We start from the raw sequence: 25,107 nt of genomic DNA, 5'->3' as shown, positions 1-25,107 counted from the left end.
CGTACCAGGTCAAGCCTACCGACGCGCAACACTACTTGGAGAGTCACGATGCCCTATGTACCTGTGAGCGCGTTATCGCACTATGTCGGCAAGCCTTTGGGGCGTTCCGAGTGGCTGAAGATCGACCAACTACGCATCAACCAATTCGCCGAGGCCACCGGGGACTTCCAATTCATCCATGTGGACCCCGAGAAGGCCGCAAAGACGCCGTTCGGCAGCACCATTGCCCATGGCTTCCTCACGCTATCGCTGATTCCCAAGCTGATGGAGGACATCCTCGTATTGCCCGAAGGCCTGAAGATGGCGCTCAACTACGGGCTGGACAGCGTGCGCTTCATCCAGCCGGTGAAGGTCGACAGCCGGGTGCGGCTGAGCGTCGAGCTGGCCGCAGCCACCGAGAAGAAGCCGGGGCAATGGCTGCTCAAGGTCACCGCCACCCTGGAGATCGAAGGCGAGGAGAAACCCGCCTACATCGCCGAACCCCTTTCGCTGTGTTTCGTCTGAACCACCGCAGCCTCCCCGGCTGTCTCCGCTTCTGCTTCTGCGGCATACTCGACGCATCGTTTGCCCGGAACCTGCCATGCGTGCCCTGCTGCCCCTGACCCTGACCCTGTTGCTCGCTGCCTGCGGCGAGGGCGAACCCTTGTCACCACCGGACGCCCGCCTGCCTGACGGCGGACGCTACCGGGGCCAGGTGGTAGATGGCCTGCTGCAGGGCGAGGGGCGCATCGACTACCCCAACGGCAGCTGGTATGCCGGCACCTTCCAGAACGGTCAATGGCATGGCCAGGGCGAATGGCATGGCAGCAATGGCGAAGTCTATCGTGGCCAGTTCGCCGAAGGCCTGTTCCACGGTCTGGGCGACCTGACCACCCCAGGCAGCCACTATGCCGGCACCTTCAAGCATGGCCGACGCGACGGCGAAGGGACCCTCAAGCAGAACGACCAGACCTACCGTGGCCAGTTCAAGGACGACCTGTATGAAGGTGCTGGCGAGCTCGAACTGGCCGACGGCAGCCGCTACCAGGGCCTGTTCGCCAAGGGCAAGCCCAACGGCGCCGGTGTGCGCAGCGATGCCAGCGGCAACCAGTTCAGCGGCCGTTTCATCGATGGCCTGCTGCAAGGCAGCGGCACCTACGACAGCGTCGACGGCGAGCAGTACATCGGCGAGTTCAAGGACAATCGCCTGGAGGGTCGCGGCCGCTACGAGAACGCAGAAGGCGATGTGTGGATCGGCGATTTCAAGGATGGCTCCCTGGACGGCCAAGGCGAAATGCTCGGCAGCGACGGCAGCCGCTACCGAGGCAGCTTCCGTGAGTGGCGCTTCCATGGCCAGGGCCGCCTGCAACTGGCCGACGGCAGCCAGTACATCGGCGGCTTCGAGAACGATGCCTACCACGGCGAAGGCCGGCTGATACAGGCCAACGGCAAGGTGAGCAAGGGCTATTGGATCAACGGCGTACGCGTGCGTGATGCCAAGGGCCAGCTACTCCCCGACCCGCTTGACCTGGCCCTGCTCAACCAGGGCCGGCTGCTGGACAAGGCATTGGCCGCAGTGCCGCCCAGCCAGGCGCCCATCGAACTGTACAGCCTGGTGGTGGCAGGTGATGGCCAGCAAAGCGTATTCCTGCGCGAGGCCGATTATGTCAGCAACATGCTCAAGGTCCGCTTCGGCGCCCATGGCCAGGTAGCCCTGGTCAACCACCGTGACCATATGGCCGATCGCCCCATGGCCACCCGCGAGAACCTCACCCGCGCTGCCCGCACCCTGGCCGAGCGCAGCGGCCCCGAGGACCTGGTGTTCATCTACCTCACCAGCCATGGCAGCCAGGACCACCAACTGGTGCTCGACCAGCCGCGCCTGCAACTGGCGGACCTTGCCGCCGACGAACTGGCCAGCGCCCTGGCTCCGCTCAAGGACCGTGACAAGGTCATTGTCATTTCGGCCTGCTATTCCGGTGGCTACATCGTACCGCTCAAGGACGAACGCACCCTGGTCATGACCGCCGCCCGCCCGGACCGGGTGTCCTTCGGCTGCTCGGAAGAAGCCGACTTCACCTACTTCGGCGACGCCCTGTTCGCCGAGGCCCTGAACCAGACCGACGATCTGAAACAAGCGTTCGAACTGGCCCGCGCCAGTGTTGCCGAACGAGAAAGGAGAGAAGGCTTCGAAGCCTCCGAGCCGCAGCTCTGGGCGCCACCGCCGGTGCTCGCACATTGGCAGCGCCTACGCCGGCAGCAGGCCGAGGAAGCCTTGCGCAATGAAGCCCAGCCAGCGGTGGGTCAACAGGAAAAATCGCCTGCCACCCGCTAAGCTGTGTGTAACAAGGGAGAGACATCATGTACTTGACGCCTCAGCATGTATTACTTGCCGGAGCAACAGGCCTGACGGGTGAACACCTGCTCGACCGGCTGCTCAACGAACCCACCATCAGCCGGGTGCTGGCCCCTACCCGTCGGCCACTGGCCGAGCATCCGCACCTGGAAAACCCCGTGGGCGACCCGGCCGTGTTTCTCCCGCAACTGGCCGGCCGTGTGGATATCGCCTTCTGCTGCCTGGGCACCACCCTCAAGCAGGCAGGTTCGGAAACCGCCTTCCGCGCCGTCGACCTGGACATGGTCGTGGCGTTCAGCAAACGCGCCCGGGAAATGGGCGCCCGCCACCTGCTGGTGGTCAGCGCCCTGGGGGCCGATCCCAAGTCGTCGATCTTCTACAACCGGGTCAAGGGCGAAATGGAAGAAGCGCTCAAGGCCCAGGACTGGCCGCAGCTGACCATCGTCCGTCCTTCGCTGCTGCTCGGCGAACGCCTGGAGCCGCGGATAGGTGAGCGTCTGGCCGCCCCGTTCTCACGGCTGATACCTGGCAAGTACCGGGGGATCGAGGCGTGCACCTTGGCCCGGGCGCTGTGGCGCCTGGCGCTGGAAGAAGAGGATGGAGTGCGGATCGTCGAATCCGACGAGTTGCGCAAGCTGGGCAAGAAATAACCCCTGGTCGCTTCCAGCCAAATCGCCGGCAAGCCGGCTCCCACCTGTCCTGTGCTGCTTTCAGAGACACTGCCCTATCTGTGGGAGCCGGCTTGCCAGCGATAGGGCCAGGGCAAGCCACTCAAGACAGTTGCGTCCACACGGATCCAAGTGGGAGCCGGCTTGCCGGCGATCAGCGCATCACAGACCGCCGGTTGCCTGGAAACCAACCCCCAATGCCGTCAACAGCGACAACGGCAGCAACAGGGTATCGAGCAGCGCGCTGCCCGGCAGGTCGAGCCCAGGATACGCCGGCGCCTTGGCCCCGAAACGGTCCTCGGGGCAGCATCCTCCGTTCATCATATACAGGTCCAGCCGCGTTCCGGCGTACACCACCGGTGCGCCCGGTTTGTTGGCGTCCAGCGTCCGCACGGTCGCGCAGCCACCGAGCAGGGCCAGCACCAATAGCCCCGCCAGTGCACGCCTCAATCGTCGACCCCGAAGTGATGTTCACCCCAGCGCGGCAACATGTCCTGCGGGATGTTCATCAGGTTGAGGATACGCGCCACCACGAAATCGACGAGGTCGTCGATGGTCTGCGGCTGGTGATAGAAGCCCGGCGCCGCCGGCAGGATCACAGCGCCCATCTGCGACAGCTTGAGCATGTTCTCCAGGTGAATGGTCGAGAACGGTGCCTCGCGCGGCACCAGGATCAGCTGGCGCCGTTCCTTCAAGGTCACGTCCGCGGCACGTTCGATCAGGTTGTTGCAAGCGCCTGTGGCAATGGCCGACAAGGTGCCGGTGGAACAAGGCACCACCACCATGGCCGCAGGCGCGCCGGAGCCCGAGGCTACCGGCGCCATCCAGTCTTCCTTGCCGTACACACGGATCTGCCCGTCGGCGGCGCCGGTGTACTCGGTCAGGAATGCCTGCATCGCCTGGGGCTTGGCCGGTAGCACCACGTCGGTCTCGGTGGCCATCACCAACTGCGCCGCCTTGGAGATGAGGAAATGCACTTCGCGATCCTCACGCACCAGGCAGTCGAGCAGGCGCAGGCCATACTGCGCCCCCGAAGCACCGGTCATGGCCAGCGTGATGCGCTCCGGCCCGCTCATTTGAGGGCCTCGGCGAGCTTGCCGTGCAGGCCGCCGAAGCCGCCATTGCTCATGATCACCACATGAGTGCCTGGGCGGGCCTGGCCCTTGACCCGCTCGATGATCGCCTCGAGGCTGCCGGCCACCACGGCTGGCACCTTGCATTGCGCCGCCGTGGTCGCCAGGTCCCAGCCCAGGTTGGGCGGTGCGTACCAGATCACCTGGTCGGCATTGTCGACGCTGTCGGGCAGGCCATCGCGGTGGGCGCCAAGCTTCATGGAGTTGGAGCGCGGTTCGATGACGGCAATCACCGGCGCCTCGCCGACACGCTTGCGCAGGCCGTCGAGGGTGGTGGCAATGGCCGTCGGGTGATGGGCGAAGTCGTCATAGATGGTGACGCCCTGAACTTCAGCGACTTTCTCCATGCGCCGCTTGACGCTCTTGAACGCGCTCAAGCCTTCGATGGCCATGGCCGGAGCCACGCCTACATGGCGGGCCGCCGCCAGGGTCGCCAGGGCATTGGCGACGTTGTGCTGGCCGGTCAGTTCCCACTCGACCACCCCCTGCACCGCGCCCTCGAACAGCACTTCGAAGTGCGAACCATCGGCACTGAGCAACCGGGCCTGCCATTGACCACCTTCGCCGGTGGTCTGCACCGGCGTCCAGCAACCCATGCCGATCACGCGCTCCAGGGCTTGCTCGGTGGTGGGGTGGATGACCAGGCCTTCGCTGGGAATGGTTCGCACCAAATGGTGGAACTGCCGCTCGATGGATGCAAGATCCGGGAAGATATCCGCATGATCGAACTCAAGATTGTTGAGGATCGCCGTGCGTGGGTGGTAGTGGACGAACTTGGAGCGTTTGTCGAAGAAGGCGCTGTCGTATTCGTCGGCCTCGACCACGAAGAACGGGGTGCCGCCCAGGCGGGCTGATACGGAGAAATTCTGTGGCACGCCGCCGATCAGGAAGCCCGGGCTCATGCCGGCATGTTCCAGGACCCAGGCCAGCATGCTGCTGGTGGTGGTCTTGCCGTGGGTACCGGCGACGGCCAGTACCCAACGCCCCTGCAGCACATGGTCGGCCAGCCACTGTGGGCCGGAGACGTAGGGCAGGCCCTTGTTCAGCACGTACTCCACCGCGGGGTTGCCCCGGGACATGGCGTTACCGATCACCACCAGGTCGGGTGCCGGCTCCAGCTGGGCCGGATCGTAGCCCTGGGTCAGTTGGATGCCCTGGGCTTCGAGCTGGGTGCTCATCGGGGGGTAGACGTTGGCGTCCGAGCCGGTGACCCGGTGGCCCAGCTCCTTGGCCAGCACCGCCAGCGAACCCATGAAAGTGCCGCAAATACCGAGAATGTGAATGTGCATGGTCGACCTCGCAAAACGTCGAGGCAGGGTAGCCCAGGGCGAGGGAAATCGCACTCGCTGTTTCGCTCAGCCGACCTTCGAAATGCCGTGCTTGCGCAGTTTTCGATACAAGGTATTGCGGCTGATGCCCAGATGCTCGGCGGTATGGGTCATGTGCCAGCGCTTTTCTTCGAGCACTGCCAGCAACGCGGCCCGTTCGGCGCCTTCGAGCGTCGCACGGTCCTTGTAGGAGCGGGCTTGCCCCGCGATGGCGCCAGCAGGGTCGTCCTGGGAGCGGGCTTGTCCCGCGATGGCGCCAGCAGGCCCCGTGGACGTCCTGACGATTGCAGGCAGGTCGGCATAGGCAATGCGGTTATCTTCGCACAGCGCCACCAGCGTCTTGAGCACATTGCGCATCTGCCGCACGTTGCCTGGCCAGGCGAACGCCAACAGTGCCTGGCGCGCCGCAGGCTCGATGTCAACCGGCTGCCCGCCAGCCTCCTGCGCCAGCAGGAAGTCCAGCAACTGCGCCTTGTCGCTGCGCTCGCGCAAGGCCGGCAAGGCCACTTCCAGGCCATTGAGGCGGTAGTACAGGTCTTCGCGGAAGCTGCCCTCTTGTACCCGCTCCAGCAGGTCGCGGTGGGTCGCACTGATGATGCGCACATCCACGGGCTGGGGCTCGCCACCGATCGGCACCACCTGGCGCTCCTCCAGCACCCGCAACAGGCGTGTCTGCAAGGCCAGCGGCATGTCGCCGATCTCATCGAGCAACAAGGTGCCGCCATCGGCCTGCAGCAGTTTGCCACGCATACCTTCCTTGCGCGCCCCGGTGAAGGTGCCGCCGCGATAGCCGAACAGCTCGCTCTCGATCAGGCTCTCGGGGATCGATGCACAGTTGATGGCCACGAACGGTTTGTGCCGGCGCTGGCTGGCCCGGTGCACGGCCTGGGCGAACGCCTCCTTGCCGCACCCTGTCTCGCCCTGCAGCAGCAACGGCACGTCACGTTCGAACACACGCACGGCGCGCTTCAGGTCGAGCGCCAGCGCGGGGTCGACCAGGCAGATGCCCTCAGGCGCCTCGCGCCGGGCCTCGGCCAGGCTGGCCGGCACCGACCAGGCCGAGGTACGCCCCTGCCCGCGCAGGCTGGCGTATACCTGGCGCCCGTCGCGGGTATGCAACGGCCAGGCGGCGCTGCCCTGAGGCGTGGCGCGGCTGAACAGTTCGTCATGACTGCAGGCGAAGAACATCTCCACTGGTTTGCCAAGCATCCCACCGCGAATGGTGCCCAGCAGGTTCAGTGCGCTCTGGTTGACCGCGCAGATCCGCCCATTGCCATCGAACGCCACCAGCCCCTCGCTGAACAGCCCGACCGACTCGGCCTGCAGGTGGAAGCGCAGCAGCCATTGGCCTTCGAAATGACGTAGGAAATAACAGCTCTCGATCATCTTCGCCGAGAGGTTGACCAGTGCCATGGTGTGGAACTGGCTCTGGCGCGAGACGTCCGGACGCGCCGACGACACATCGAGCACCGCCAGCAGCTCGCCGTGCGGGTCGAACACCGGGCTCGCCGAACAGGTCAGGCCGGTATGCCGGCCACGAAAATGCTCGCCCTGATGAATGGTCAGGGCCTGGCGCTCGACCAGGCAAGTGCCGATGCCGTTGGTACCTTCGCTGGCCTCGCTCCAATCCGCGCCCAGCCACAACCCGGCACGCTCGAAGATACGCCGCTCGGTAGGGGCAGTGACGCAATTGAGGATTATTCCGCGCGCATCGGTCAGCAACACCGCATGACCGGCGCCGGAAAGCTGCTGATGCAGGCTGTTCATTTCGGTATCGGCGATCTGCAATACCTGGCGCAGACGCTCACGGCTTTCCAGCAGGCGGCCATGCTCCAGCACGACGGGCGCCTGGGCCAGCGCCGGGTCCAGGTGGTAGTCCTCCAGGCAGCGCAGCCAGGAGCGGGCGATCGACGGGTCGCTGCCCGGCCCGCTGGCCTGGCCACGGGCGACCGTGAGGACCTGGTGGGCGTGGCGGCTGAAGGCGTTGCTCTGCATCGTTCTTGTTCTCCGCAGATAGAGCGTCCCGCCAGCATCCTCCACCCATCGAGGCTTTGCAATGGCACGCTGACCGACGAGTCATGGGCTGCGCCGGGAACGGTACAAACTGTCACGCAACGCGTGCCACAGTTGTCACACAGGCCATCGCGCCGCTCATCATCAACCGGCCAAGGCCTTGATTATCAAGGGCTCGACAGCACTGGCCCAACCTTTGCTCTACGCTTTTGAACTCCGCAACAAACACAATAGCCAGGAGACACACCATGCGTTATGCACATCCGGGTACCGAAGGCGCGAAAATCACCTTCAAGAGCCGCTATGGCAACTACATCGGCGGTGAGTTCGTTCCTCCGGTCAAGGGTGAATACTTCACCAACACCTCGCCGGTGAACGGCCAGCCGATCGCCGAATTCCCCCGCTCCACCGCCGAGGACATCGACAAGGCCCTCGACGCCGCCCACGCCGCCGCCGATGCCTGGGGCCGCACCTCGGTGCAGGACCGCTCGAATGTGCTGCTACGTATCGCCGACCGCATCGAACAGAACCTGGAAATCCTGGCCATCACCGAGACCTGGGACAACGGCAAGCCGATCCGCGAAACCCTCAACGCCGACATCCCCCTGGCCGTGGACCACTTCCGCTACTTCGCCGGTTGCATCCGCGCCCAGGAAGGCGGCGCCGCCGAGATCAACGAAAGCACCGTGGCCTACCACATCCACGAGCCGCTGGGCGTGGTCGGGCAGATCATCCCGTGGAACTTCCCGCTGCTGATGGCCGCCTGGAAGCTGGCCCCGGCCCTGGCTGCCGGCAACTGCGTGGTGCTCAAGCCTGCCGAGCAGACCCCGCTGGGCATCACCGTGCTGCTCGAGCTGATCGGCGACCTGCTGCCTAAGGGCGTGCTCAACGTGGTGCAAGGCTTCGGCCGCGAGGCCGGCGAGGCCCTGGCCACCAGCAAGCGCATCGCCAAGATCGCCTTCACCGGCTCCACGCCGGTGGGCTCGCACATCATGAAATGCGCCGCCGAGAACATCATCCCGTCCACCGTGGAGCTGGGCGGCAAGTCGCCGAACGTGTACTTCGAGGACATCATGCAGGCCGAGCCGGCCTTCATCGACAAGGCCGCCGAAGGCATGGTGCTGGCGTTCTTCAACCAGGGCGAGGTGTGCACCTGCCCATCGCGTGCGCTGGTGCAGGAGTCGATCTACGACGAATTCATGCAGGTGGTGATGAAGAAGGTCCTGCAGATCAAGCGCGGCGACCCGCTGGACACCGACACCATGGTCGGCGCCCAGGCCTCGCAGCAACAGTTCGAGAAGATCCTCTCCTACCTGGAGATCGCCCAGAAGGAAGGCGCCGAGCTGCTGACCGGCGGCAAGGTGGAGAAACTCGAAGGCAGCCTGGCCACCGGCTATTACATCCAGCCGACCCTGCTCAAGGGCAACAACCGCATGCGCGTGTTCCAGGAGGAGATCTTCGGCCCGGTGGTCAGCGTCACCACCTTCAAGGACGAGGCCGAGGCCCTGGCCATCGCCAACGACACCGAGTTCGGCCTCGGCGCAGGCGTCTGGACCCGTGACATCAACCGCGCCTACCGCATGGGCCGCGGCATCAAGGCCGGCCGCGTATGGACCAATTGCTACCACCTGTACCCGGCCCATGCCGCGTTCGGGGGCTACAAGAAATCCGGCGTGGGGCGCGAGACGCACAAGATGATGCTCGACCACTACCAGCAGACCAAGAACCTGCTGGTGAGCTACGACATCAACCCGTTGGGCTTCTTCTAAACGGGCATCGCGGGGCAAGCCCGTTCCTACAGGTGGCAGCACGTTCCCGGTAGGAACGGCCTTGTGCCGCGATGGGCCGCACAGCGGCCCCGCTCCATCTGGCCCACTTCATGCAAAACCGATCACCACAGACCGCCCCGCCGGTCATCAAGAAGAAAAAAGGTGAACACCATGCCAAGCGATCATTCCGGCAGCGCGCCGGCAAGCGCCTCCGTTGACTTCGAAAAAGTCGACGCGGACTATTTCCAACACCGACAACTGAAGAAAGGCGCCGCCGGCTGGGTCCTGCTGGTGGGCCTGGGGGTGGCCTATGTCATCTCCGGTGACTATGCCGGCTGGAACTTCGGCCTGGCCCAGGGCGGCTGGGGCGGTATGTTCCTGGCCACCCTGCTGATGGCCACCATGTACCTGTGCATGTGCTTCTCCCTGGCCGAACTGTCGTCGATGATCCCGACCGCCGGTGGTGGCTACGGCTTCGCCCGCAGCGCCTTCGGGCCCTGGGGTGGGTTTCTCACCGGCACGGCGATCCTCATCGAGTACGCCATCGCGCCCGCGGCCATCGCCACCTTCATCGGCGCCTACTGCCAGTCGTTGTTCGGCATCGGCGGCTGGATGGTCTACCTGGCGTTCTACATCGTGTTCATCGGCATCCACATCTTCGGCGTCGGTGAAGCGCTCAAGCTGATGTTCATCATCACCGCCGTCGCCGCGATCGCCCTGGCGGTGTTCCTGGTGGCGATGGTGCCCCATTTCGATGCAGCCAACCTGTTCGACATCGCCCAGACCGACGCTGCCGGTGCCAGCAGCTTCCTGCCGTTCGGCTATGTCGGTATCTGGGCGGCGATCCCCTACGCCATCTGGTTCTTCCTGGCCGTCGAAGGTGTGCCCCTGGCCGCCGAGGAAACCAAGAACCCGCGTCGCGACCTGCCGCGCGGCCTAATCGGCGCCATGCTGGTGCTGGTGGCCTTCGCCCTGCTGATCCTGGTGGTCGGCCCTGGCGGTGCGGGCTCCGAAGCCCTGAAGGCCTCGGGCAACCCGCTGGTCGAGGCGCTGGCCAAGGCCTACGGCGGCTCCACCTGGATGGGCAGCTTCGTCAACCTGGTGGGCCTGGCGGGCCTGATCGCCAGCTTCTTCTCGATCATCTATGCCTATTCGCGGCAGATCTTCGCGCTGTCCCGTGCCGGCTACCTGCCACGCAAGCTCTCGGAAACCAACAAGAGCAAAGCCCCGGTGCTGGCCCTGGTGATCCCCGGGATCATCGGCTTCGCCCTGTCGCTGACCGGCCAGGGTGACCTGTTGATCCTGGTCGCCGTGTTCGGTGCCACCCTCTCCTATGTGCTGATGATGGCTGCGCACATCACCCTGCGCATCCGTCGCCCCAAGATGGAGCGCCCCTACCGTACGCCGGGCGGTATCTTCACCTCGGGCCTGGCCCTGGTGCTGGCCTGCGTGGCCGTGGTCGCCGGCTTCCTGGTCGACCCACGGGTGGTGATTGGCGCCGCAGTGATCTATGGGGTATTAATTGCCTACTTTGCTTTCTACAGCCGTCATCACCTGGTGGCGGGGACGCCGGAAGAGGAATTCGCCGCGATCCAGAAGGCCGAAGAGGCCCTGCACTGATCGCCGACTTACGCCGCGGGCACGCCCGCGGCGCTCTGGAGATTCTGTATGGCAAGTTTCGTACACACGGTAGGCAACCAGGTCTACCGCTTCGACAGCCTCAAGGACGTCATGGCCAAGGCCAGCCCGGCACGTTCGGGCGACTTCCTGGCCGGTGTCGCGGCCAGCAACGATGGTGAACGGGTCGCCGCGCAGATGGCGCTGGCCGACATTCCGCTCAAGCATTTCCTGAGCGAGGCCCTGATCCCCTACGAAAGCGATGAAGTCACCCGGCTGATCATCGACACCCACGACGCCCAGGCCTTCGCCCCGGTCAGCCACCTCACCGTCGGAGGGCTGCGCGACTGGTTGCTGAGCGAACAGGCCAACGAAGACAGCTTGCGCGCCCTGGCCAAGGGCCTGACACCGGAAATGGCCGCGGCGGTGTCGAAGATCATGCGCGTCCAGGACCTGGTGCTGGCAGCGCAGAAGATCCGCGTGGTCACCCGGTTCCGCGGCACCATGGGCTTGCGCGGGCGCCTGTCGACCCGCCTGCAGCCCAACCATCCCACCGATGAGCCAGCCGGCATCGCCGCCAGCATCCTCGACGGCCTGCTCTACGGCAATGGCGATGCCATGATCGGCATCAACCCGGCCACCGACAGCATCGCCTCGATCTGTGCCCTGCTGGAAATGCTCGACGCCATCATCCAGCGCTACCAGATCCCGACCCAGGCCTGCGTACTCACCCACGTCACCACCTCGATCGAAGCGATCAACCGCGGCGTGCCGCTGGACCTGGTGTTCCAGTCCATCGCCGGCACCGAGGCGGCCAATGCCGGCTTCGGCATCAACCTCAACGTGCTTCAGGAAGGCTACGAGGCCGGCCTCTCGCTCAAGCGCGGCACCGTCGGCCAGAACCTCATGTACTTCGAGACCGGCCAGGGCAGCGCGCTGTCGGCCAACGCCCACCACGGCGTCGACCAACAGACCTGCGAAACCCGCGCCTATGCCGTGGCCCGGCATTTCAACCCGTTCCTGGTCAATACCGTGGTCGGTTTCATCGGCCCCGAGTACCTGTACAACGGCAAGCAGATCATTCGCGCGGGCCTGGAGGATCACTTCTGCGGCAAGCTGCTGGGCGTGCCCATGGGCTGCGACATCTGCTACACCAACCATGCCGAGGCCGACCAGGACGACATGGACACCCTGCTGACCTTGCTGGGCGTGGCCGGGATCAACTTCATCATGGGCATCCCAGGCTCGGACGACATCATGCTCAACTACCAGACCACCTCGTTCCATGACGCGCTCTATGCGCGCCAGACCCTGGGCCTCAAGCCCGGGCCGGAATTCGAGGCCTGGCTCGAGCGCACCGGCATCTTCACCCAGGCCGATGGCCGGGTGCGCTTCGGCGACAACTTGCCGCCAGCCTTCCGCCAGGCCCTGGCGCAGCTTGCATAGGGATGACCATGGACCGACCGACCACCACACCTGAAAACCCCTGGCTGGCCCTGCGCAACCTGACACCGGCGCGCATCGCCCTGGGTCGCACCGGCATCAGCCTGCCGACCGGCGCACAGCTGGACTTCCAGTTCGCCCACGCCCAGGCCCGCGATGCCGTGCACTTGCCATTCGACCATGCCGGCCTGCGCCAGCAACTGGCCGACCGTGGCCGCGAAAGCCTGTTGTTGCACAGCGCGGCCAGCGACCGTGACCAGTACCTGCAACGCCCCGACTTGGGCCGGCGCCTGGACGATGCATCGGCCCAGCGCCTGCGCGAGCATGCCCAGGCCAACCCGGGCGGCGTCGATGTGGCGATCGTGGTCGCCGACGGCCTGTCGGCCTTGGCCGTGCACCGCCACACCCTGCCCTTCCTGGCCCGCTTCGAAGAGCAGGCCGCTGCCGACGGCTGGACCAGCGCACCGGTGGTGTTGGTGGAACAAGGCCGAGTGGCGGTGGGCGACGAGGTGGGCGAACTGCTCGGCGCGCGCATGACAGTGATGTTGATTGGCGAGCGCCCGGGCCTGAGTTCGCCCGACAGCCTGGGCCTGTATTTCACCTACGGCCCCAAGGTCGGCCTGACCGACGCCTACCGCAACTGCATCTCCAACGTGCGCCTGGAGGGCCTGAGCTACGGCATGGCCGCCCACCGCCTGCTGTACCTGATGCGCGAGGCCTGCCGTCGGCAGCTTTCCGGGGTGAACCTCAAGGACGAAGCCGAGGTGCACAGCATCGAGACGGACGGCGCACCCGGCAAAAAAAGCGGCAACTTCCTGCTCGGGGACGGGTAAGAAACCTGTAACACCAGGCGGATTGCGCTTCACGCCGGCTTTGTGCAGCATGCAGTCAAAGCCGTGGCAATCCGCTGTTTCCCCAAATGGACTCTGAGGGCCGCACATGCGCATCATCAAGGCAACCCTGGAACACCTCGATCTGCTGACCCCTTTGTTCGTGAAATACCGCGAGTTCTATGGGCAGCTGCCCTACCCGGACAGCTCGCGCAGCTTCCTGGAAAAGCGCCTCAAGCGCGATGAGTCGGTGATCTACCTGGCCCTGCCGGACGACGATGACGGCCGCATCCTCGGCTTCTGCCAGCTCTACCCGAGCTTCTCCTCGCTGTCGCTCAAGCGCGTGTGGATCCTCAACGACATCTATGTGGCCGAAGACTCCAGGCGCATGTTAGTGGCCGACCACCTGATGCGCGAAGCCAAGAAGATGGCCAAGGACACCAACGCCGTACGCATGCGTGTCTCCACCAGCAGCGACAACGACGTGGCACGCAAGACCTACGAGTCGATCGGTTTTCGCAAGGACACCGAGTTCGAGAACTACATATTGCCGATCACCCAGGACTGACACCCGTGTAGGAGCGGCCTTGCGCCGCGATCGGGCGCGAAGCGGCCGTAGATTCTGCCACCCCGTTGTGCCAGGTAGCCCGCGATTACCAATTTTACGGCCGCTTCGCGCCCGATCGCGGCGCAAGGCCGCTCCTACACGAGCAGGGAGTGCCACGCGGAAACCCGCCGCTACAAACTCTCCGGGCACATTCCTGACATCGCCGTATAATGCCCCCTCCTGTCATGTGTGAAAATTTACCCACCCGCAGGTAACCAAACCTACGCCCTTGGCACAGTCCGTCATCGTGCGCCCGTAGTCGCGGGTCAGAACACAGGTGTTGTACATGGAATTCAACCCGCTGGACCTTATCCTGCATCTCGATGCCTACCTCGATCTGCTGGTCACCAACTACGGCCCCTGGATCTACGCGATCCTCTTCGCGGTGATCTTCTGCGAGACCGGCCTGGTGGTCATGCCCTTCCTGCCCGGCGATTCGCTGTTGTTCATTGCCGGCGCGGTGGCCGCTGGCGGCGGCATGGACCCGGTTCTGCTGGCTGGCCTGTTGATGGCCGCGGCGATCATGGGTGACAGCACCAACTACGTCATCGGCCGCACCACCGGCGAGCGCCTGTTCCGCAACCCGAACTCGAAGATCTTCCGCCGCGACTACCTGCAGCGTACCCACGACTTCTACGAACGCCATGGCGGCAAGACCGTGACCATGGCGCGCTTCCTGCCGATCCTGCGTACCTTCGCGCCGTTCGTCGCCGGCATCGCGCACATGCACTACCCGCGCTTCCTGGCGTTCAGCGTGGCCGGCTCGCTGTTGTGGGTGGGTGGCCTGGTGACCCTGGGCTACTTCTTCGGCAATGTGCCATTCATCAAGCAGCACCTGTCGTTGATGGTGGTCGGGATCATCATCCTGTCGCTGGTGCCGATGATCCTCGGCCTGCTGCGTGGCCGCCTGGGCCGCGCAGCCAAGGCCCACTAAACAGCATGTGGTCGCTGCGCGCCTGGCGACGCCGGCGCACCCTGGCCCGCTACCCGGTTGCCCCACAGCTGTGGCAGGCCGTGCGCGAGCGCCTGCCGCTGCTCGACGGCATCAGTGACGAGGAAGACCGCAGGCTGCGCGAAGCCTGCGTATTGTTCCTGCACGACAAGCACCTGACGGCCCTGCACGGCGTCGAGTTGGACGACGAGCAGCGCCTGTTCCTCGCCGCCCAGGCCCAGCTGCCGCTGCTGCACCTGGGCGATCTGGACTGGTACCAGGGCTTTCATGAGATTATCCTCTACCCCGACGACTTCCTCAGCCCCCAGCGCCATCGCGACGCCAGCGGCGTGGAGCACACCTGGGATGCCGAGCACAGCGGCGAGGCCTGGCAACAGGGCCCGGTGATCCTGGCCTGGCCCGGCGTGCTGGCCAGCGGTGGCTGGGAGGCCTACAACCTGGTGATCCATGAGCTGGCCCACAAGCTCGACATGCTCAACGGCGACGCCAACGGCCTACCGCCGCTACACAAAGGCATGCCTGTGCAAGAGTGGGCCGACGCCATGCAGCAAGCCTTCGATGACATGAACCGGCAACTGGATGCCAATCCCGACGCCGAGACTGCCATCGACCCCTACGCCGCGGAAAACCCGGCGGAATTCTTCGCCGTCACCAGCGAGTACTTCTTCAGCGCCCCCGACCTGCTGCAACAGGCTTATCCCAAGGTCTATCGACAACTGTCGCTGTTCTACCGCCAAGACCCGCTGGCGCGCCTGGAACAGTTGCAGGCCGAGCACCCGCTGTACCGCGAAACCCACGCCTGACGGGCCCGCACATCCGGCCGGGCGTGGCATGCCCGGTAGGAATGTGCCTATAATCGCCGCCACTTTTTGGTCAAACACGGGGGCACTGCCCAATGAGCTACAGCAAGATTCCGGCGGGCAAGGACCTGCCGAACGACATCTACGTCGCCATCGAGATCCCGGCCAACCACGCGCCGATCAAGTACGAGATCGACAAGGACAGCGACGCCCTGTTCGTCGACCGTTTCATGGCCACCCCAATGTTCTACCCAGCCAACTACGGCTACATCCCGAACACCCTGGCCGACGACGGTGACCCACTGGACGTGCTGGTCGTGACCCCTTACCCGGTCGCCCCAGGCTCGGTCATCCGTGCTCGTCCGGTCGGTATCCTGAATATGACCGACGACGGCGGCGGCGACGCCAAGGTTGTCGCTGTGCCTCACGACAAGCTGTCGCAGCTGTATGTCGACGTGAAGGAATACACCGACCTGCCGGCCCTGCTGATCCAGCAGATCGAACACTTCTTCGAGAACTACAAGGATCTGGAGAAGGGCAAGTGGGTCAAGATCGAAGGCTGGGAAGGCGCCGACGCCGCCCGCGCCGCGATCACCAAGTCGGTTGCCGCCTACAAAGGCTGATACCGGACTGAAGAAAGCCCTGCTCCGGCAGGGTTTTTTTTTGGCTGGAATTTGGTCGATGGGCATTGGCGCCCCATCGCAGGCAAGCCGGCTCCTCGGCGCAATCTCGGTGGGAGCCGGCTTGCCGGCGATAGCACGCTCAACCTTACCCACTCTTACAGCCCCCTAAGAAAGATCCTTCTTTACACCCACTTTCCTACAAAACCCATAAACAACGCGTTCATTCCAAGGCATGAACCACCCCGCTAGACTCGGCCACATGACTACCTCTGGTGACCGCCTAAGAGCCCTCCTCCAGGAGTGCCACCTGACCCCCTCGGACTTCGCCGCCCAGCGTGGCGTAACGCCCCAGCATGTGAACAACTGGTTCAGTCGCGGCATCCCTCTGGCCCGCCTGGACGAAATCGCCGCCCTGTTCTGCGTACAGCGGCGCTGGCTGCTAAGCGGCGAAGGGCCGAAACATGCCAACCCTCTTCCGCGCCAGTGCGCTTCACGTGATGACGTGACACGCCCATCCATTCGCGAAGGGCATCTGCTGCGCATTCCCTTCCATGTACTGCAGGACGGACGACTCCAGCCCGACGGGAACCAGTACTTGCCGTTTTCCGAACAGGCACTGCAAGCCCTGGGCGTCAACCTGGAACATGCCGCCTGCGTTTCCATGCCGCCATCGGCTGCTCCTTCGACCATCCCCAGGGATACCATCCTGGTCATCGACCGCAGCCTGACCTGGGTCATCGAAGACGAGACCTACGTGCTGCTCCACAACGGCCGCCTACGGGTCGACCGCCTGACCCAGGATCGTCAGGGCAACCTCTACCTGCACGGCCAAGGGCCTGCCGAGCGCTACACTCCCAAGCAACGCCAAGCCCAGGGTATGCAGATTCTCGGCTGGGTGTTCCATTGGTCGTCCGTCAGCCTGCACCGTCCAGGCTGACATACCCTGTGCCATTTTTTGCTGGGCAACCCGCGCCGGCCCTAGTATGCTACGCGGCACATTTCGCCCCGACCGGCTCAGGCCGCGCTCCAGAGGGCCTGGCGACGCCTCACACAGCCGTCCGCCATCTTTATCAGGCCCCTAGTGGTCATCCCGTTTAAGGCGGTTGCGGCTTACCAAAAATTAGCCAAGACCGTCCCCGAGAAGCCGGCCACAAGCCGGCTTTTTAATGCCCGCTCATTTCTCACTCGGCCGGATCGGGAATCACCGCCCCCAGCCGCGGCGAGGCCCAGTCGATGAATTGCCGTACCCGCGCCGACAACAGCCGCGCGTGCGGGTAGACCATCTGGATCGGCAGGTCGGCCAGTTCGTACGCCTGCAGCACCCGCACCAGCCGACCGTCGGCCAGTTCTCTGGCCACTTGGTAGTGCAGCAGCTGGCCGATACCGACACCTTGCTGGCAGGCGAGGCTGGCCACCTGAATCTGGTTGGTCGTCATGCGCACAGAAACGGACCGAGTCACGACAGCGCCCTGCTCCTGGAATTGCCATTGCCTGCCTTGGGGCGCGAAGCCGATGCAGGCATGTGCCAGCAAATCCGACGGCTGCTCGGGCACGCCGCTACGCTGCAGATACTCGGGGCTTGCACAGCGCACCAGGCGGGTGTGGCCCAGGGGTGTTGCGATCAACGAGGAGTCCGGCAGTTGCCCGATGCGGATGGCCAGTTCCACGCCTTCGTCGAGCAGGTCGACGAGGCGGTCGAGCAAAGTCAGCTCCACCTGGATGGCCGGATGCAGGGCCAGAAATTCGTTGACCAAAGGCGCGACGTAGCGGCGCCCGAACTCCACCGGCGCGGTGATGCGCAGCAGCCCGCCAGGGCTTTTGCGCCGCGCATCGAAGCCGTGCTCGACCTCGTCGAACTCGGCGAGTATGCGCCGGCTCCAGGCCAGGAATTCGGCGCCCTCGTCGGTCAATGCCAGGTGCCGGGTATTGCGATTGAGCAGGCGCGTGCCCAGGTGTTTTTCCAGCGCTGCCAGGGTGCGCACCACCGAGGCGGTGGATTGGCCCGAGGCATTCGCTGCGGCACTGAGGCTGCCGCTGTCGACAATACGCACCAGGGTGGCCATGGCTTTCAATCGGTCCATCGTCGGCTCTCGTCTGTGCAACAAGTGCAATAGTGTTGTCAGCTTACAGGCATTGGTGAAACGCCCGCCAATGGCCACACTGGGCCTCTTTGAAAACGTGTGTGGTTTCCATCATGAGCGCCAACGCCGCAACAAGCCCCTCGCCGATCCTCGCCTATGATCACATCGGCATCCGCGTCAGCGATCGCAGCCGTGCCCTGGCGTTCTACGAGGCGCTGGGTTTCGTCGAAAGCGCGCGGTTCAGCGATTTCGAGGCCAACGAGATGCTCACGCCCAGCGGCGTGCGCATCAACCTGATCTTCAATGGTGCGCGCCAGCCCCACGCCCATAACGTATTGCTGGATGCACCGATCAAGCTGCCCGGCATGACCCACCCGGCCTTCATCGTGGAAGACCTGGAGGCCCTGCAGGGCTGGTTGCACCAACAAGGCATCACCATCACCGAAGGGCCGCACCGCATCGGGCCGCGACGCGTTGCATTGTTCATTCGCGACCCCGACGGCAACGTCCTGGAATTCAACCAGCTATTGGCCCAATAACAAGGAAACGTCATGAAGCTCTATGACCTGGAACTGTCCGGCAACTGCTACAAGGTCCGCCTGTTCGCCCATCTGGCGAACCTGGACCTGGAGATCATTCCCGTGGACTTTCTCGGCGGCGAACACAAGCGCGCCCCGCTGATCGATCTCAACCCCTGGGGCGAGGTGCCGATCCTGGTGGATGGGCAGCGGGTACTGCGCGACTCCCAGGCGATCCTGGTGTACCTGGCCGGCACTTATGGCGGAGCAGCCTGGTGGCCGGTGGAGCCGCACCTGCAGGCCGAAATCATGCAGTGGCTGTCCACCGCGGCCAATGAGATCCAGAACGGCCCCGCTGCCGCTCGCCTTGTGGATAAGTTCGGCTATGCCATCGACAAGGCCGACACCCTGAAGAGAGCGGCGCGCATCCTGCCCTTGCTGGACGCGCACCTGGCCACGTACGACTGGCTGGCCCTGTCGCGCCCGACCATCGCCGATTGCGCGGTGTTCCCCTATGTCGCATTGGCACCTGAAGGGGGTGTCGACCTGTCGCCGTATACCCATATCACCCGCTGGATGGACAGGATCAAGCAATTGCCTGGCTTCGTGCCGATGCCAGGCCTCTGACCACACGCCCCTCTCCCTGGGGGAGAACACCCTGCCCTTTGGACTGCGCTGTCGTGCAGAGAACAAGTGGCTAGTGCTACCCCTGTGGGAGCGGGCTTGCCCCGCGATGGCGTCGGCATTGCCAACGCGGTGGCATGGCAAGGGCTTTGCCCTTGATCGCGGGGCAAGCCCGCAGTGTCGGCCTTGCTTGTTCAGCCCTTGACGCACACCACCTGGCGCAAGGTGTGCACCACTTCCACCAGCTCACGCTGGGCCTGCATCACCGCATCGATGTCCTTGTAGGCCATGGGGATCTCGTCGATCACGTCCTTGTCCTTGCGGCACTCCACATGGGCGGTGGCGCGCCGCTGATCTTCGAGGGTGAAGCGGCTCTTGGCCTTGGTCCGGCTCATCACCCTGCCGGCGCCATGGCTGCACGAACAGAACGATTCTTCGTTCCCCAGCCCACGCACGATGAAGCTCCTGGCACCCATTGAGCCCGGAATGATGCCCAGTTGTCCCTTCTGCGCCGATACCGCGCCCTTGCGGGTCACCAGCACCTCGCGACCGAAGTGCCGCTCGCGCTGTACATAGTTGTGGTGGCAGTTGACCGCTTCGAGGCTGGCGTCGAAAGGCCTGCCCAGCACCTTGCGCACGGCACCGACCACCGCCTGCATCATCAGCTCGCGGTTATGCCGGGCGAAATCCTGGGCCCACTCCACTGCTTCGACGTAGTCGGCGAAGTGCCGGCTGCCTTCCTCGAAGTAGGCCAGGTCCTTGTCCGGCAGGTTGGCCAGGTGCTGGCGCATGTCCGCCTGGGCCAGCTCGATGAACAGGTTGCCGATGGCATTGCCCACCCCGCGCGAGCCGCTGTGCAACATGAACCACACGCGCTCGGCTTCATCCAGGCACACCTCGATGAAGTGGTTGCCGCCGCCCAGGGTGCCCAGGTGATGGCGGTTGTTAGTCTTCTCCAGGCGCGGGTACTTGTCGGTGATCGCCTTGAAGCGCACGGCCAGCCCTCTCCACACCTGCTCTGCCTGGGCCGGCACCTGGCCCCAGGCCCCCTGGTCGTGGCGGCCGAAGGTCTTGCCGTGGGGCACGGCCTGCTCGATGGCGCTGCGCAGGCCATGCAGGTTGTCCGGCAGGTCGCGGGCATGCAGCGAAGTACGCGCGGCGATCATGCCGCAGCCGATGTCCACGCCCACGGCCGCCGGGATGATCGCGCCGACCGTGGGGATCACGCTGCCGATGGTCGACCCCTTGCCCAGGTGGACATCCGGCATCACCGCCAGGTGCTTGAAGATGAATGGCATGCGCGCGGTGTTCAGCAACTGCCGGCGGGCATCGTCTTCCACGGGTACGCCGTCGGTCCACAACTTGACCGGCTTGCCACCGGCAACTTCGAGAATGTCCATGGTGTCGTTATCCGAAAAAGCCTTGGCGACCATCATACCGCCGAAGGTCGTAGGCCGGCCGCTTGCCAGTGGGGTGGCACAGTGCTGTATGCTTGCTTGGTCTTCAGGGCGGGGTGAAAGTCCCCACCGGCGGTAAATCGAAAGATGAGCCCGCGAGCGCCCCGGCCATGCCGGGGGTCAGCAGACCTGGTGAGATTCCAGGGCCGACGGTCATAGTCCGGATGAAAGAAGGCGTCAGGCGGGAGCCATCCGGTGCTCCTGCGCGCGCGTTTTGTTCGCCCCGAGACGTTCATCGATCAATTACGAGGAGCGTTTCATGTCCACCATGCACCACCCCAAATACCCCAACGTCACCGCTGCCATCGCCGCCTTCCAAGCCGGGCGACCCGTGCTGCTGCTCGACGATGACGACCGCGAGGACGAAGCAGACATCATCGCCGCTGCCGAGAATATCTCGCTGCAGACCATGGCCATGATGATCCGCGACTGCAGCGGCATCGTCTGCCTGTGCCTGGACGAGGCCACCGTCGATGACCTGCAGCTGGCGCCCATGGTGCAGAACAACCAGGCCCGCCATGGCACCGGCTTTACCGTCAGCATCGAGGCCGCCGAGGGCGTCACCACCGGCGTATCCGCCCAGGACCGGATCACCACCATCGAAGCGGCCCTTCGCTCGACCGCCGAACAACGTCATATCGTCAGCCCTGGGCACGTGTTCCCGCTGCGTGCGCGTGACGGCGGCGTGCTGGCCCGCCGAGGCCATACCGAAGGGTCGGTCGACCTGGCGCGCCTGGCGGGCCTGCGGCCTGCGGCGGTGCTGTGCGAGTTGATGAACCCGGACGGCAGCATGGCCCGTGGCGAGGAGGTGGCGGTGTATGCGCGGCAATACAACTTGCCGGTGCTGACCATCGAGGAACTGGCGCAGTACCGCCAGGCGATGATGCTGGAAACAGCGGATGCCTGAAGCCTGATCGCCGGCAAGCCGGCTCCCACTGGGTTGATACTGGCTTAATAGTGGGAGCCGGCTTGCCGGCGATTGGCCAGTAACTTGGCTTCCCGGCCTGGGAAGTTTGCTCCCCTTGCCCCGCTCTGCTAGTGTCGCGCCGTTCTGAAAGCCACCGAGACAGTCGCCATGGCCCGCAAAAAAACCTCCATCGATTTCGAGCAATCCCTCGCCGACCTGCAAGCCTTGGTCGAGCGCCTGGAGAACGGCGAATTGTCGCTGGAAGAGTCGCTGGCCGCCTTCGAACAAGGCATTGCCCTGACTCGCGATTGCCAAGGCGCCCTGGCCCAGGCCGAGCAGAAGGTGCAGATCCTGCTCGAGCGCGACGGCGAGCTGGCGGCCCAGCCGTTCGACGCGGAGCCCGAAGCATGATCGGCCAGTACCAGGCAAGCTGCCAGGCACGCGTCGATGCAGCCCTGGAGCCGTTGTTCGTAGCCCCGTCCAAGGAGCTCGAGCGGCTCTATGCGGCCATGCGCTACAGCGTGATGAACGGTGGCAAGCGTGTGCGGCCATTGCTGGCCTATGCCGCCTGCGAAGCCTTCGGCGTCCCGGCCGAACAGGCCAACGGCGCAGCCTGTGCCGTCGAGCTGATCCATGCCTACTCGCTGGTGCATGACGACCTGCCGGCCATGGACGACGACGACCTGCGCCGTGGCCAGCCGACCACCCACAAGGCCTTCGACGAAGCCTGCGCCATCCTCGCAGGCGACGGCCTGCAAAGCCTGGCCTTCAGCGCCCTGCTCGACCCCCTGCTCAGCCCCCAGGCCGATACCGTTCGCCTGCAGATGGTCCAGGCCCTGGCCCAGGCTGCCGGCCCGGCCGGCATGGTCGGCGGCCAGGCCATCGACCTGGGCTCGGTGGGCCTTAAGCTCGACCAGCAGGCCCTGGAATACATGCACCGGCACAAGACCGGCGCCCTGATCGAAGCCAGCGTGCGCCTCGGCGCCCTGGCCAGCGCCCGCGCCAGCCAGGCGCAGCTGGACGCCCTGCAGACCTACGCCCAGGCCATCGGCTTGGCGTTCCAGGTACAGGACGACATCCTCGATGTAGAGAGCGACACCGCCACCCTGGGCAAGCGTCAGGGCGCCGATATCGCCCGCGACAAGCCCACCTACCCGGCCCTGCTGGGCCTGGAGGCGGCCAAGGCCTATGCGCTGGAATTGCGCGACCAGGCCCTGGGTGCACTCGAAGGCTTTGGCGACAGCGCAGAACCCTTGCGGGCGCTGGCTCGCTATATCGTCGAGCGTCGCCATTAAACCCTGACGCCAACCCTGTGGGAGCGGGTTCACCCGCTCCCACAAAGGGCCTGCAACCTGTGTCTGAATGGGCAGCTTTTCCCACAATGGGGTAAACTGCCGCGTCTTCATATCTATAACGACTCGCCTGATGCCCACGACGTTTCAAGAGATCCCCCGCGAACGCCCGGTCACGCCATTGCTGGACCGCGCTGACACGCCTGCCGGCCTGCGCCGGCTGGCTGAAGCCGACCTGGAGACCCTGGCCGACGAGCTGCGCCAGGAGCTGCTCTATACCGTTGGTCAGACCGGTGGGCATTTCGGCGCCGGCCTGGGCGTCATCGAGCTGACGATCGCCCTGCACTACGTCTTCGACACACCGGACGACCGCCTGGTGTGGGACGTCGGCCACCAGGCCTACCCGCACAAGATCCTCACCGGCCGACGCAACCGCATGCTCAGCCTGCGCCAGAAGGACGGCATCGCCGCCTTCCCACGCCGCGTGGAAAGCGAGTACGACACCTTCGGCGTCGGCCATTCCAGCACCTCGATCAGCGCGGCCCTGGGCATGGCCATCGCCGCCCGCCTGCAGAACGACCCGCGCAAGTCCATCGCGGTGATCGGCGACGGTGCCCTGACCGCCGGCATGGCCTTCGAGGCGCTGAACCACGCCCAGGAAGTCGATGCCGACATGCTGGTGATCCTCAACGACAACGACATGTCGATCTCGCGCAATGTCGGTGGCTTGTCCAACTACCTGGCCAAGATCCTTTCCAGCCGCACCTACGCAAGCATGCGCGAAGGCAGCAAGAAGGTCCTGTCGCGCCTGCCAGGTGCCTGGGAAATCGCCCGCCGCACCGAGGAATATGCCAAGGGCATGCTGGTACCGGGCACCCTGTTCGAGGAGCTGGGCTGGAACTACATCGGCCCTATCGACGGCCACGACCTGCCGACCCTGATCGCTACCCTGCGCAACATGCGCGACCTCAAGGGCCCGCAGTTCCTGCACGTGATCACCAAGAAGGGCAAGGGCTTCGCCCCCGCCGAGCTGGACCCGATCGGCTACCACGCCATCACCAAGCTCGAGCCCGTCGACAAGCCCGCCGCGCCGAAGAAGGTCAGTGGGCCGAAGTATTCGGCGGTGTTCGGCCAGTGGCTGTGCGACATGGCCGCCGCCGACAACCGCCTGGTGGGCATCACCCCGGCGATGAAGGAAGGCTCGGACCTGGTGGCCTTCAGCGAACGCTACCCCGAGCGCTACTTCGACGTGGCCATCGCCGAGCAGCACGCGGTCACCCTGGCCGCAGGCATGGCCTGCGAGGGCGCCAAGCCGGTGGTCGCCATCTACTCGACCTTCCTTCAGCGTGCCTACGACCAGCTGATCCACGACGTGGCGGTGCAGAACCTCGATGTGCTGTTCGCCATCGACCGTGCAGGCCTGGTGGGTGAGGACGGCCCGACCCACGCGGGCAGCTTCGACCTGTCTTACCTGCGTTGCATTCCAGGCATGCTGGTGATGACCCCCAGCGACGAGAACGAGCTGCGCAAGATGCTCACCACCGGCCACCTGTACAACGGCCCGGCAGCGGTGCGTTACCCTCGCGGCACTGGCCCCAACGCGCCGATCAGCGGCGACCTTGAGCCACTGGTGATCGGCAAGGGTGTGGTGCGGCGCAAGGGCGAGAAGGTCGCCCTGCTGGTATTCGGCGTACAGCTGCCCGAGGCGATGAAAGTGGCAGAGCAGATCAACGCCACCGTGGTCGACATGCGTTTCGTCAAACCGCTGGACGAGGCCCTGGTGTTGGAATTGGCAGCCAACCATGAGCTGCTGGTGACCCTCGAAGAGAATGCCATCATGGGCGGCGCCGGCGCCGCGGTCAGCGAGTTCCTGGCCCGCGAAGCAGTGCTCAAGCCTGTGCTGCACCTGGGGCTGCCGGACATCTATGTCGAGCACGCCAAGCCTGCGCAAATGCTGGCCGAATGTGGCCTGGATGCAGCCGGGATCGAGGCTTCGGTGAAAGCCCGCATGGGCAAGCTCGGCCTGTAATCCCTCGGGGCCGCTTTGCGGCCCATCGCGGCACAAGGCCGCTCCTACAGGATCGTGCGGTCCCTGTAGGAGCGGCCTTGT

General features: G+C 64.9%; 24 protein-coding genes and 1 riboswitch. Of the genes, 18 read left to right on the top strand and 6 right to left on the bottom strand.

All coding sequences use genetic code 11. From position 1 onward, the window contains the following. Positions 1-48 precede the first annotated feature (48 nt). The 3 genes from ACXHGZ_RS01510 (at position 49) to ACXHGZ_RS01500 (ending at position 2,985) form a co-directional block, all read left to right on the top strand. On the top strand, positions 49-504 hold the full coding sequence (locus tag ACXHGZ_RS01510; protein WP_480462047.1) for a MaoC family dehydratase: 456 nt from the start codon (positions 49-51) through the stop codon (positions 502-504). A gap of 76 nt (positions 505-580) precedes the next feature. Next, on the top strand, positions 581-2,314 hold the full coding sequence (locus tag ACXHGZ_RS01505) for a C13 family peptidase (protein ID WP_480462046.1): 1,734 nt from the start codon (positions 581-583) through the stop codon (positions 2,312-2,314). A gap of 26 nt (positions 2,315-2,340) precedes the next feature. Then, positions 2,341-2,985, top strand: coding sequence for an oxidoreductase (locus ACXHGZ_RS01500; protein WP_480462045.1), 645 nt, complete (start codon positions 2,341-2,343; stop codon positions 2,983-2,985). 180 nt (positions 2,986-3,165) lie between these two features. Here ACXHGZ_RS01500 and ACXHGZ_RS01495 read toward each other — a convergent pair whose 3' ends face one another. The 4 genes from ACXHGZ_RS01495 to ACXHGZ_RS01480 form a co-directional block, all read right to left on the bottom strand. Then, positions 3,166-3,453: a YceK/YidQ family lipoprotein gene (locus ACXHGZ_RS01495; protein WP_480462043.1), complete on the bottom strand. Its 288-nt coding sequence runs from the start codon at positions 3,451-3,453 to the stop codon at positions 3,166-3,168. Further along, positions 3,450-4,079: a flavin prenyltransferase UbiX gene (gene ubiX / locus ACXHGZ_RS01490; protein ID WP_480462041.1), complete on the bottom strand. Its 630-nt coding sequence runs from the start codon at positions 4,077-4,079 to the stop codon at positions 3,450-3,452. Before ubiX ends, ACXHGZ_RS01495 begins: the two co-directional genes overlap by 4 nt. After that, a complete protein-coding gene (gene mpl, locus ACXHGZ_RS01485; protein ID WP_480462039.1) occupies positions 4,076-5,425 on the bottom strand; it encodes a UDP-N-acetylmuramate:L-alanyl-gamma-D-glutamyl-meso-diaminopimelate ligase in 1,350 nt (449 codons plus the stop codon). Before mpl ends, ubiX begins: the two co-directional genes overlap by 4 nt. A gap of 66 nt (positions 5,426-5,491) precedes the next feature. Next, complete coding sequence (locus ACXHGZ_RS01480; RefSeq protein ID WP_480462038.1) at positions 5,492-7,459, bottom strand: sigma-54-dependent Fis family transcriptional regulator; 1,968 nt, start codon at positions 7,457-7,459, stop codon at positions 5,492-5,494. 266 nt (positions 7,460-7,725) lie between these two features. Here ACXHGZ_RS01480 and exaC point away from each other — a divergent pair, with 266 nt between their 5' ends. From exaC to ACXHGZ_RS01435, 9 genes are all read left to right on the top strand, one after another. Next, entirely contained in the window at positions 7,726-9,246 is a 1,521-nt protein-coding gene (exaC, locus tag ACXHGZ_RS01475; RefSeq protein ID WP_224457799.1) for an acetaldehyde dehydrogenase ExaC, read from the top strand. 171 nt (positions 9,247-9,417) lie between these two features. Next, positions 9,418-10,866 (top strand): ethanolamine permease, encoded by a 1,449-nt coding sequence (gene eat / locus ACXHGZ_RS01470; RefSeq protein WP_480462036.1) that lies wholly within the window; start codon positions 9,418-9,420, stop codon positions 10,864-10,866. Between the two features lie 48 nt (positions 10,867-10,914). Further along, positions 10,915-12,309 carry an ethanolamine ammonia-lyase subunit EutB gene (locus ACXHGZ_RS01465; RefSeq protein ID WP_324815772.1) on the top strand — a complete coding sequence of 465 codons (1,395 nt, stop codon included), beginning with the start codon at positions 10,915-10,917 and terminating at the stop codon, positions 12,307-12,309. Positions 12,310-12,317: 8 nt separating this feature from the next. Continuing rightward, complete coding sequence (gene eutC, locus ACXHGZ_RS01460; RefSeq protein WP_480462033.1) at positions 12,318-13,139, top strand: ethanolamine ammonia-lyase subunit EutC; 822 nt, start codon at positions 12,318-12,320, stop codon at positions 13,137-13,139. Between the two features lie 106 nt (positions 13,140-13,245). Next, positions 13,246-13,704 carry a GNAT family N-acetyltransferase gene (locus ACXHGZ_RS01455; RefSeq protein WP_084857421.1) on the top strand — a complete coding sequence of 153 codons (459 nt, stop codon included), beginning with the start codon at positions 13,246-13,248 and terminating at the stop codon, positions 13,702-13,704. Positions 13,705-14,029: 325 nt separating this feature from the next. After that, positions 14,030-14,677 (top strand): DedA family protein, encoded by a 648-nt coding sequence (locus tag ACXHGZ_RS01450; protein WP_084857419.1) that lies wholly within the window; start codon positions 14,030-14,032, stop codon positions 14,675-14,677. A gap of 5 nt (positions 14,678-14,682) precedes the next feature. After that, on the top strand, positions 14,683-15,498 hold the full coding sequence (locus ACXHGZ_RS01445; protein ID WP_480462031.1) for a M90 family metallopeptidase: 816 nt from the start codon (positions 14,683-14,685) through the stop codon (positions 15,496-15,498). A gap of 92 nt (positions 15,499-15,590) precedes the next feature. Beyond that, a complete protein-coding gene (ppa, locus tag ACXHGZ_RS01440; RefSeq protein ID WP_084857414.1) occupies positions 15,591-16,118 on the top strand; it encodes an inorganic diphosphatase in 528 nt (175 codons plus the stop codon). A gap of 259 nt (positions 16,119-16,377) precedes the next feature. Next, positions 16,378-17,055, top strand: coding sequence for an XRE family transcriptional regulator (locus ACXHGZ_RS01435; protein ID WP_480462029.1), 678 nt, complete (start codon positions 16,378-16,380; stop codon positions 17,053-17,055). 244 nt (positions 17,056-17,299) lie between these two features. On the opposite strand, the gene ACXHGZ_RS01430 is transcribed toward ACXHGZ_RS01435, so the two are convergent. Next, positions 17,300-18,199 (bottom strand): LysR family transcriptional regulator, encoded by a 900-nt coding sequence (locus ACXHGZ_RS01430; RefSeq protein ID WP_480462028.1) that lies wholly within the window; start codon positions 18,197-18,199, stop codon positions 17,300-17,302. Positions 18,200-18,312: 113 nt separating this feature from the next. Here ACXHGZ_RS01430 and ACXHGZ_RS01425 point away from each other — a divergent pair, with 113 nt between their 5' ends. Continuing rightward, entirely contained in the window at positions 18,313-18,738 is a 426-nt protein-coding gene (locus tag ACXHGZ_RS01425) for a VOC family protein (protein WP_480462026.1), read from the top strand. Positions 18,739-18,750: 12 nt separating this feature from the next. After that, positions 18,751-19,344: a glutathione S-transferase family protein gene (locus ACXHGZ_RS01420; protein WP_480462024.1), complete on the top strand. Its 594-nt coding sequence runs from the start codon at positions 18,751-18,753 to the stop codon at positions 19,342-19,344. A 191-nt stretch (positions 19,345-19,535) separates the two neighbouring features. Here the strand turns inward: ACXHGZ_RS01420 and ACXHGZ_RS01415 are convergent, their stop codons facing one another. Then, a complete protein-coding gene (locus ACXHGZ_RS01415) occupies positions 19,536-20,741 on the bottom strand; it encodes an RtcB family protein (protein WP_480462022.1) in 1,206 nt (401 codons plus the stop codon). A 95-nt stretch (positions 20,742-20,836) separates the two neighbouring features. Beyond that, positions 20,837-20,978: riboswitch (FMN riboswitch) on the top strand. Between the two features lie 79 nt (positions 20,979-21,057). Here ACXHGZ_RS01415 and ribB point away from each other — a divergent pair. The 4 genes from ribB to dxs all read left to right on the top strand — a co-directional run bounded on the left by ribB (position 21,058) and on the right by dxs (position 25,026). Beyond that, a complete protein-coding gene (ribB, locus tag ACXHGZ_RS01410; RefSeq protein ID WP_480462021.1) occupies positions 21,058-21,705 on the top strand; it encodes a 3,4-dihydroxy-2-butanone-4-phosphate synthase in 648 nt (215 codons plus the stop codon). A 168-nt stretch (positions 21,706-21,873) separates the two neighbouring features. Then, the gene (locus ACXHGZ_RS01405; RefSeq protein WP_028690287.1) at positions 21,874-22,116 is read left to right on the top strand and encodes an exodeoxyribonuclease VII small subunit; all 243 of its coding nucleotides are present in this window, start codon (positions 21,874-21,876) and stop codon (positions 22,114-22,116) included. Continuing rightward, positions 22,113-23,000 (top strand): (2E,6E)-farnesyl diphosphate synthase, encoded by an 888-nt coding sequence (gene ispA / locus ACXHGZ_RS01400; RefSeq protein WP_368829824.1) that lies wholly within the window; start codon positions 22,113-22,115, stop codon positions 22,998-23,000. Before ACXHGZ_RS01405 ends, ispA begins: the two co-directional genes overlap by 4 nt. A gap of 130 nt (positions 23,001-23,130) precedes the next feature. Next, a complete protein-coding gene (gene dxs, locus ACXHGZ_RS01395) occupies positions 23,131-25,026 on the top strand; it encodes a 1-deoxy-D-xylulose-5-phosphate synthase (protein WP_480462020.1) in 1,896 nt (631 codons plus the stop codon). Positions 25,027-25,107 lie beyond the last annotated feature (81 nt).

This window comes from Pseudomonas shiyinii, from assembly GCF_056725765.1.
This window is presented reverse-complemented; position numbering and strand designations above follow the sequence as displayed.

Coding starts and splice junctions, on each gene's coding strand:
- ACXHGZ_RS01450 (WP_084857419.1), top strand. CDS start 14,030: ATGGAATTCAACCCGCTGGACCTTATCCTGCATCTCGATGCCTACCTC.
- ACXHGZ_RS01445 (WP_480462031.1), top strand. CDS start 14,683: ATGTGGTCGCTGCGCGCCTGGCGACGCCGGCGCACCCTGGCCCGCTAC.
- ACXHGZ_RS01500 (WP_480462045.1), top strand. CDS start 2,341: ATGTACTTGACGCCTCAGCATGTATTACTTGCCGGAGCAACAGGCCTG.
- eat (WP_480462036.1), top strand. CDS start 9,418: ATGCCAAGCGATCATTCCGGCAGCGCGCCGGCAAGCGCCTCCGTTGAC.
- ppa (WP_084857414.1), top strand. CDS start 15,591: ATGAGCTACAGCAAGATTCCGGCGGGCAAGGACCTGCCGAACGACATC.
- exaC (WP_224457799.1), top strand. CDS start 7,726: ATGCGTTATGCACATCCGGGTACCGAAGGCGCGAAAATCACCTTCAAG.
- ACXHGZ_RS01465 (WP_324815772.1), top strand. CDS start 10,915: ATGGCAAGTTTCGTACACACGGTAGGCAACCAGGTCTACCGCTTCGAC.
- ACXHGZ_RS01415 (WP_480462022.1), bottom strand. CDS start 20,741: ATGGACATTCTCGAAGTTGCCGGTGGCAAGCCGGTCAAGTTGTGGACC.
- ribB (WP_480462021.1), top strand. CDS start 21,058: ATGTCCACCATGCACCACCCCAAATACCCCAACGTCACCGCTGCCATC.
- ACXHGZ_RS01430 (WP_480462028.1), bottom strand. CDS start 18,199: ATGGACCGATTGAAAGCCATGGCCACCCTGGTGCGTATTGTCGACAGC.
- mpl (WP_480462039.1), bottom strand. CDS start 5,425: ATGCACATTCACATTCTCGGTATTTGCGGCACTTTCATGGGTTCGCTG.
- ACXHGZ_RS01455 (WP_084857421.1), top strand. CDS start 13,246: ATGCGCATCATCAAGGCAACCCTGGAACACCTCGATCTGCTGACCCCT.
- dxs (WP_480462020.1), top strand. CDS start 23,131: ATGCCCACGACGTTTCAAGAGATCCCCCGCGAACGCCCGGTCACGCCA.
- ispA (WP_368829824.1), top strand. CDS start 22,113: ATGATCGGCCAGTACCAGGCAAGCTGCCAGGCACGCGTCGATGCAGCC.
- eutC (WP_480462033.1), top strand. CDS start 12,318: ATGGACCGACCGACCACCACACCTGAAAACCCCTGGCTGGCCCTGCGC.
- ACXHGZ_RS01480 (WP_480462038.1), bottom strand. CDS start 7,459: ATGCAGAGCAACGCCTTCAGCCGCCACGCCCACCAGGTCCTCACGGTC.
- ACXHGZ_RS01435 (WP_480462029.1), top strand. CDS start 16,378: ATGACTACCTCTGGTGACCGCCTAAGAGCCCTCCTCCAGGAGTGCCAC.
- ACXHGZ_RS01405 (WP_028690287.1), top strand. CDS start 21,874: ATGGCCCGCAAAAAAACCTCCATCGATTTCGAGCAATCCCTCGCCGAC.
- ACXHGZ_RS01510 (WP_480462047.1), top strand. CDS start 49: ATGCCCTATGTACCTGTGAGCGCGTTATCGCACTATGTCGGCAAGCCT.
- ACXHGZ_RS01505 (WP_480462046.1), top strand. CDS start 581: ATGCGTGCCCTGCTGCCCCTGACCCTGACCCTGTTGCTCGCTGCCTGC.
- ACXHGZ_RS01420 (WP_480462024.1), top strand. CDS start 18,751: ATGAAGCTCTATGACCTGGAACTGTCCGGCAACTGCTACAAGGTCCGC.
- ACXHGZ_RS01425 (WP_480462026.1), top strand. CDS start 18,313: ATGAGCGCCAACGCCGCAACAAGCCCCTCGCCGATCCTCGCCTATGAT.
- ubiX (WP_480462041.1), bottom strand. CDS start 4,079: ATGAGCGGGCCGGAGCGCATCACGCTGGCCATGACCGGTGCTTCGGGG.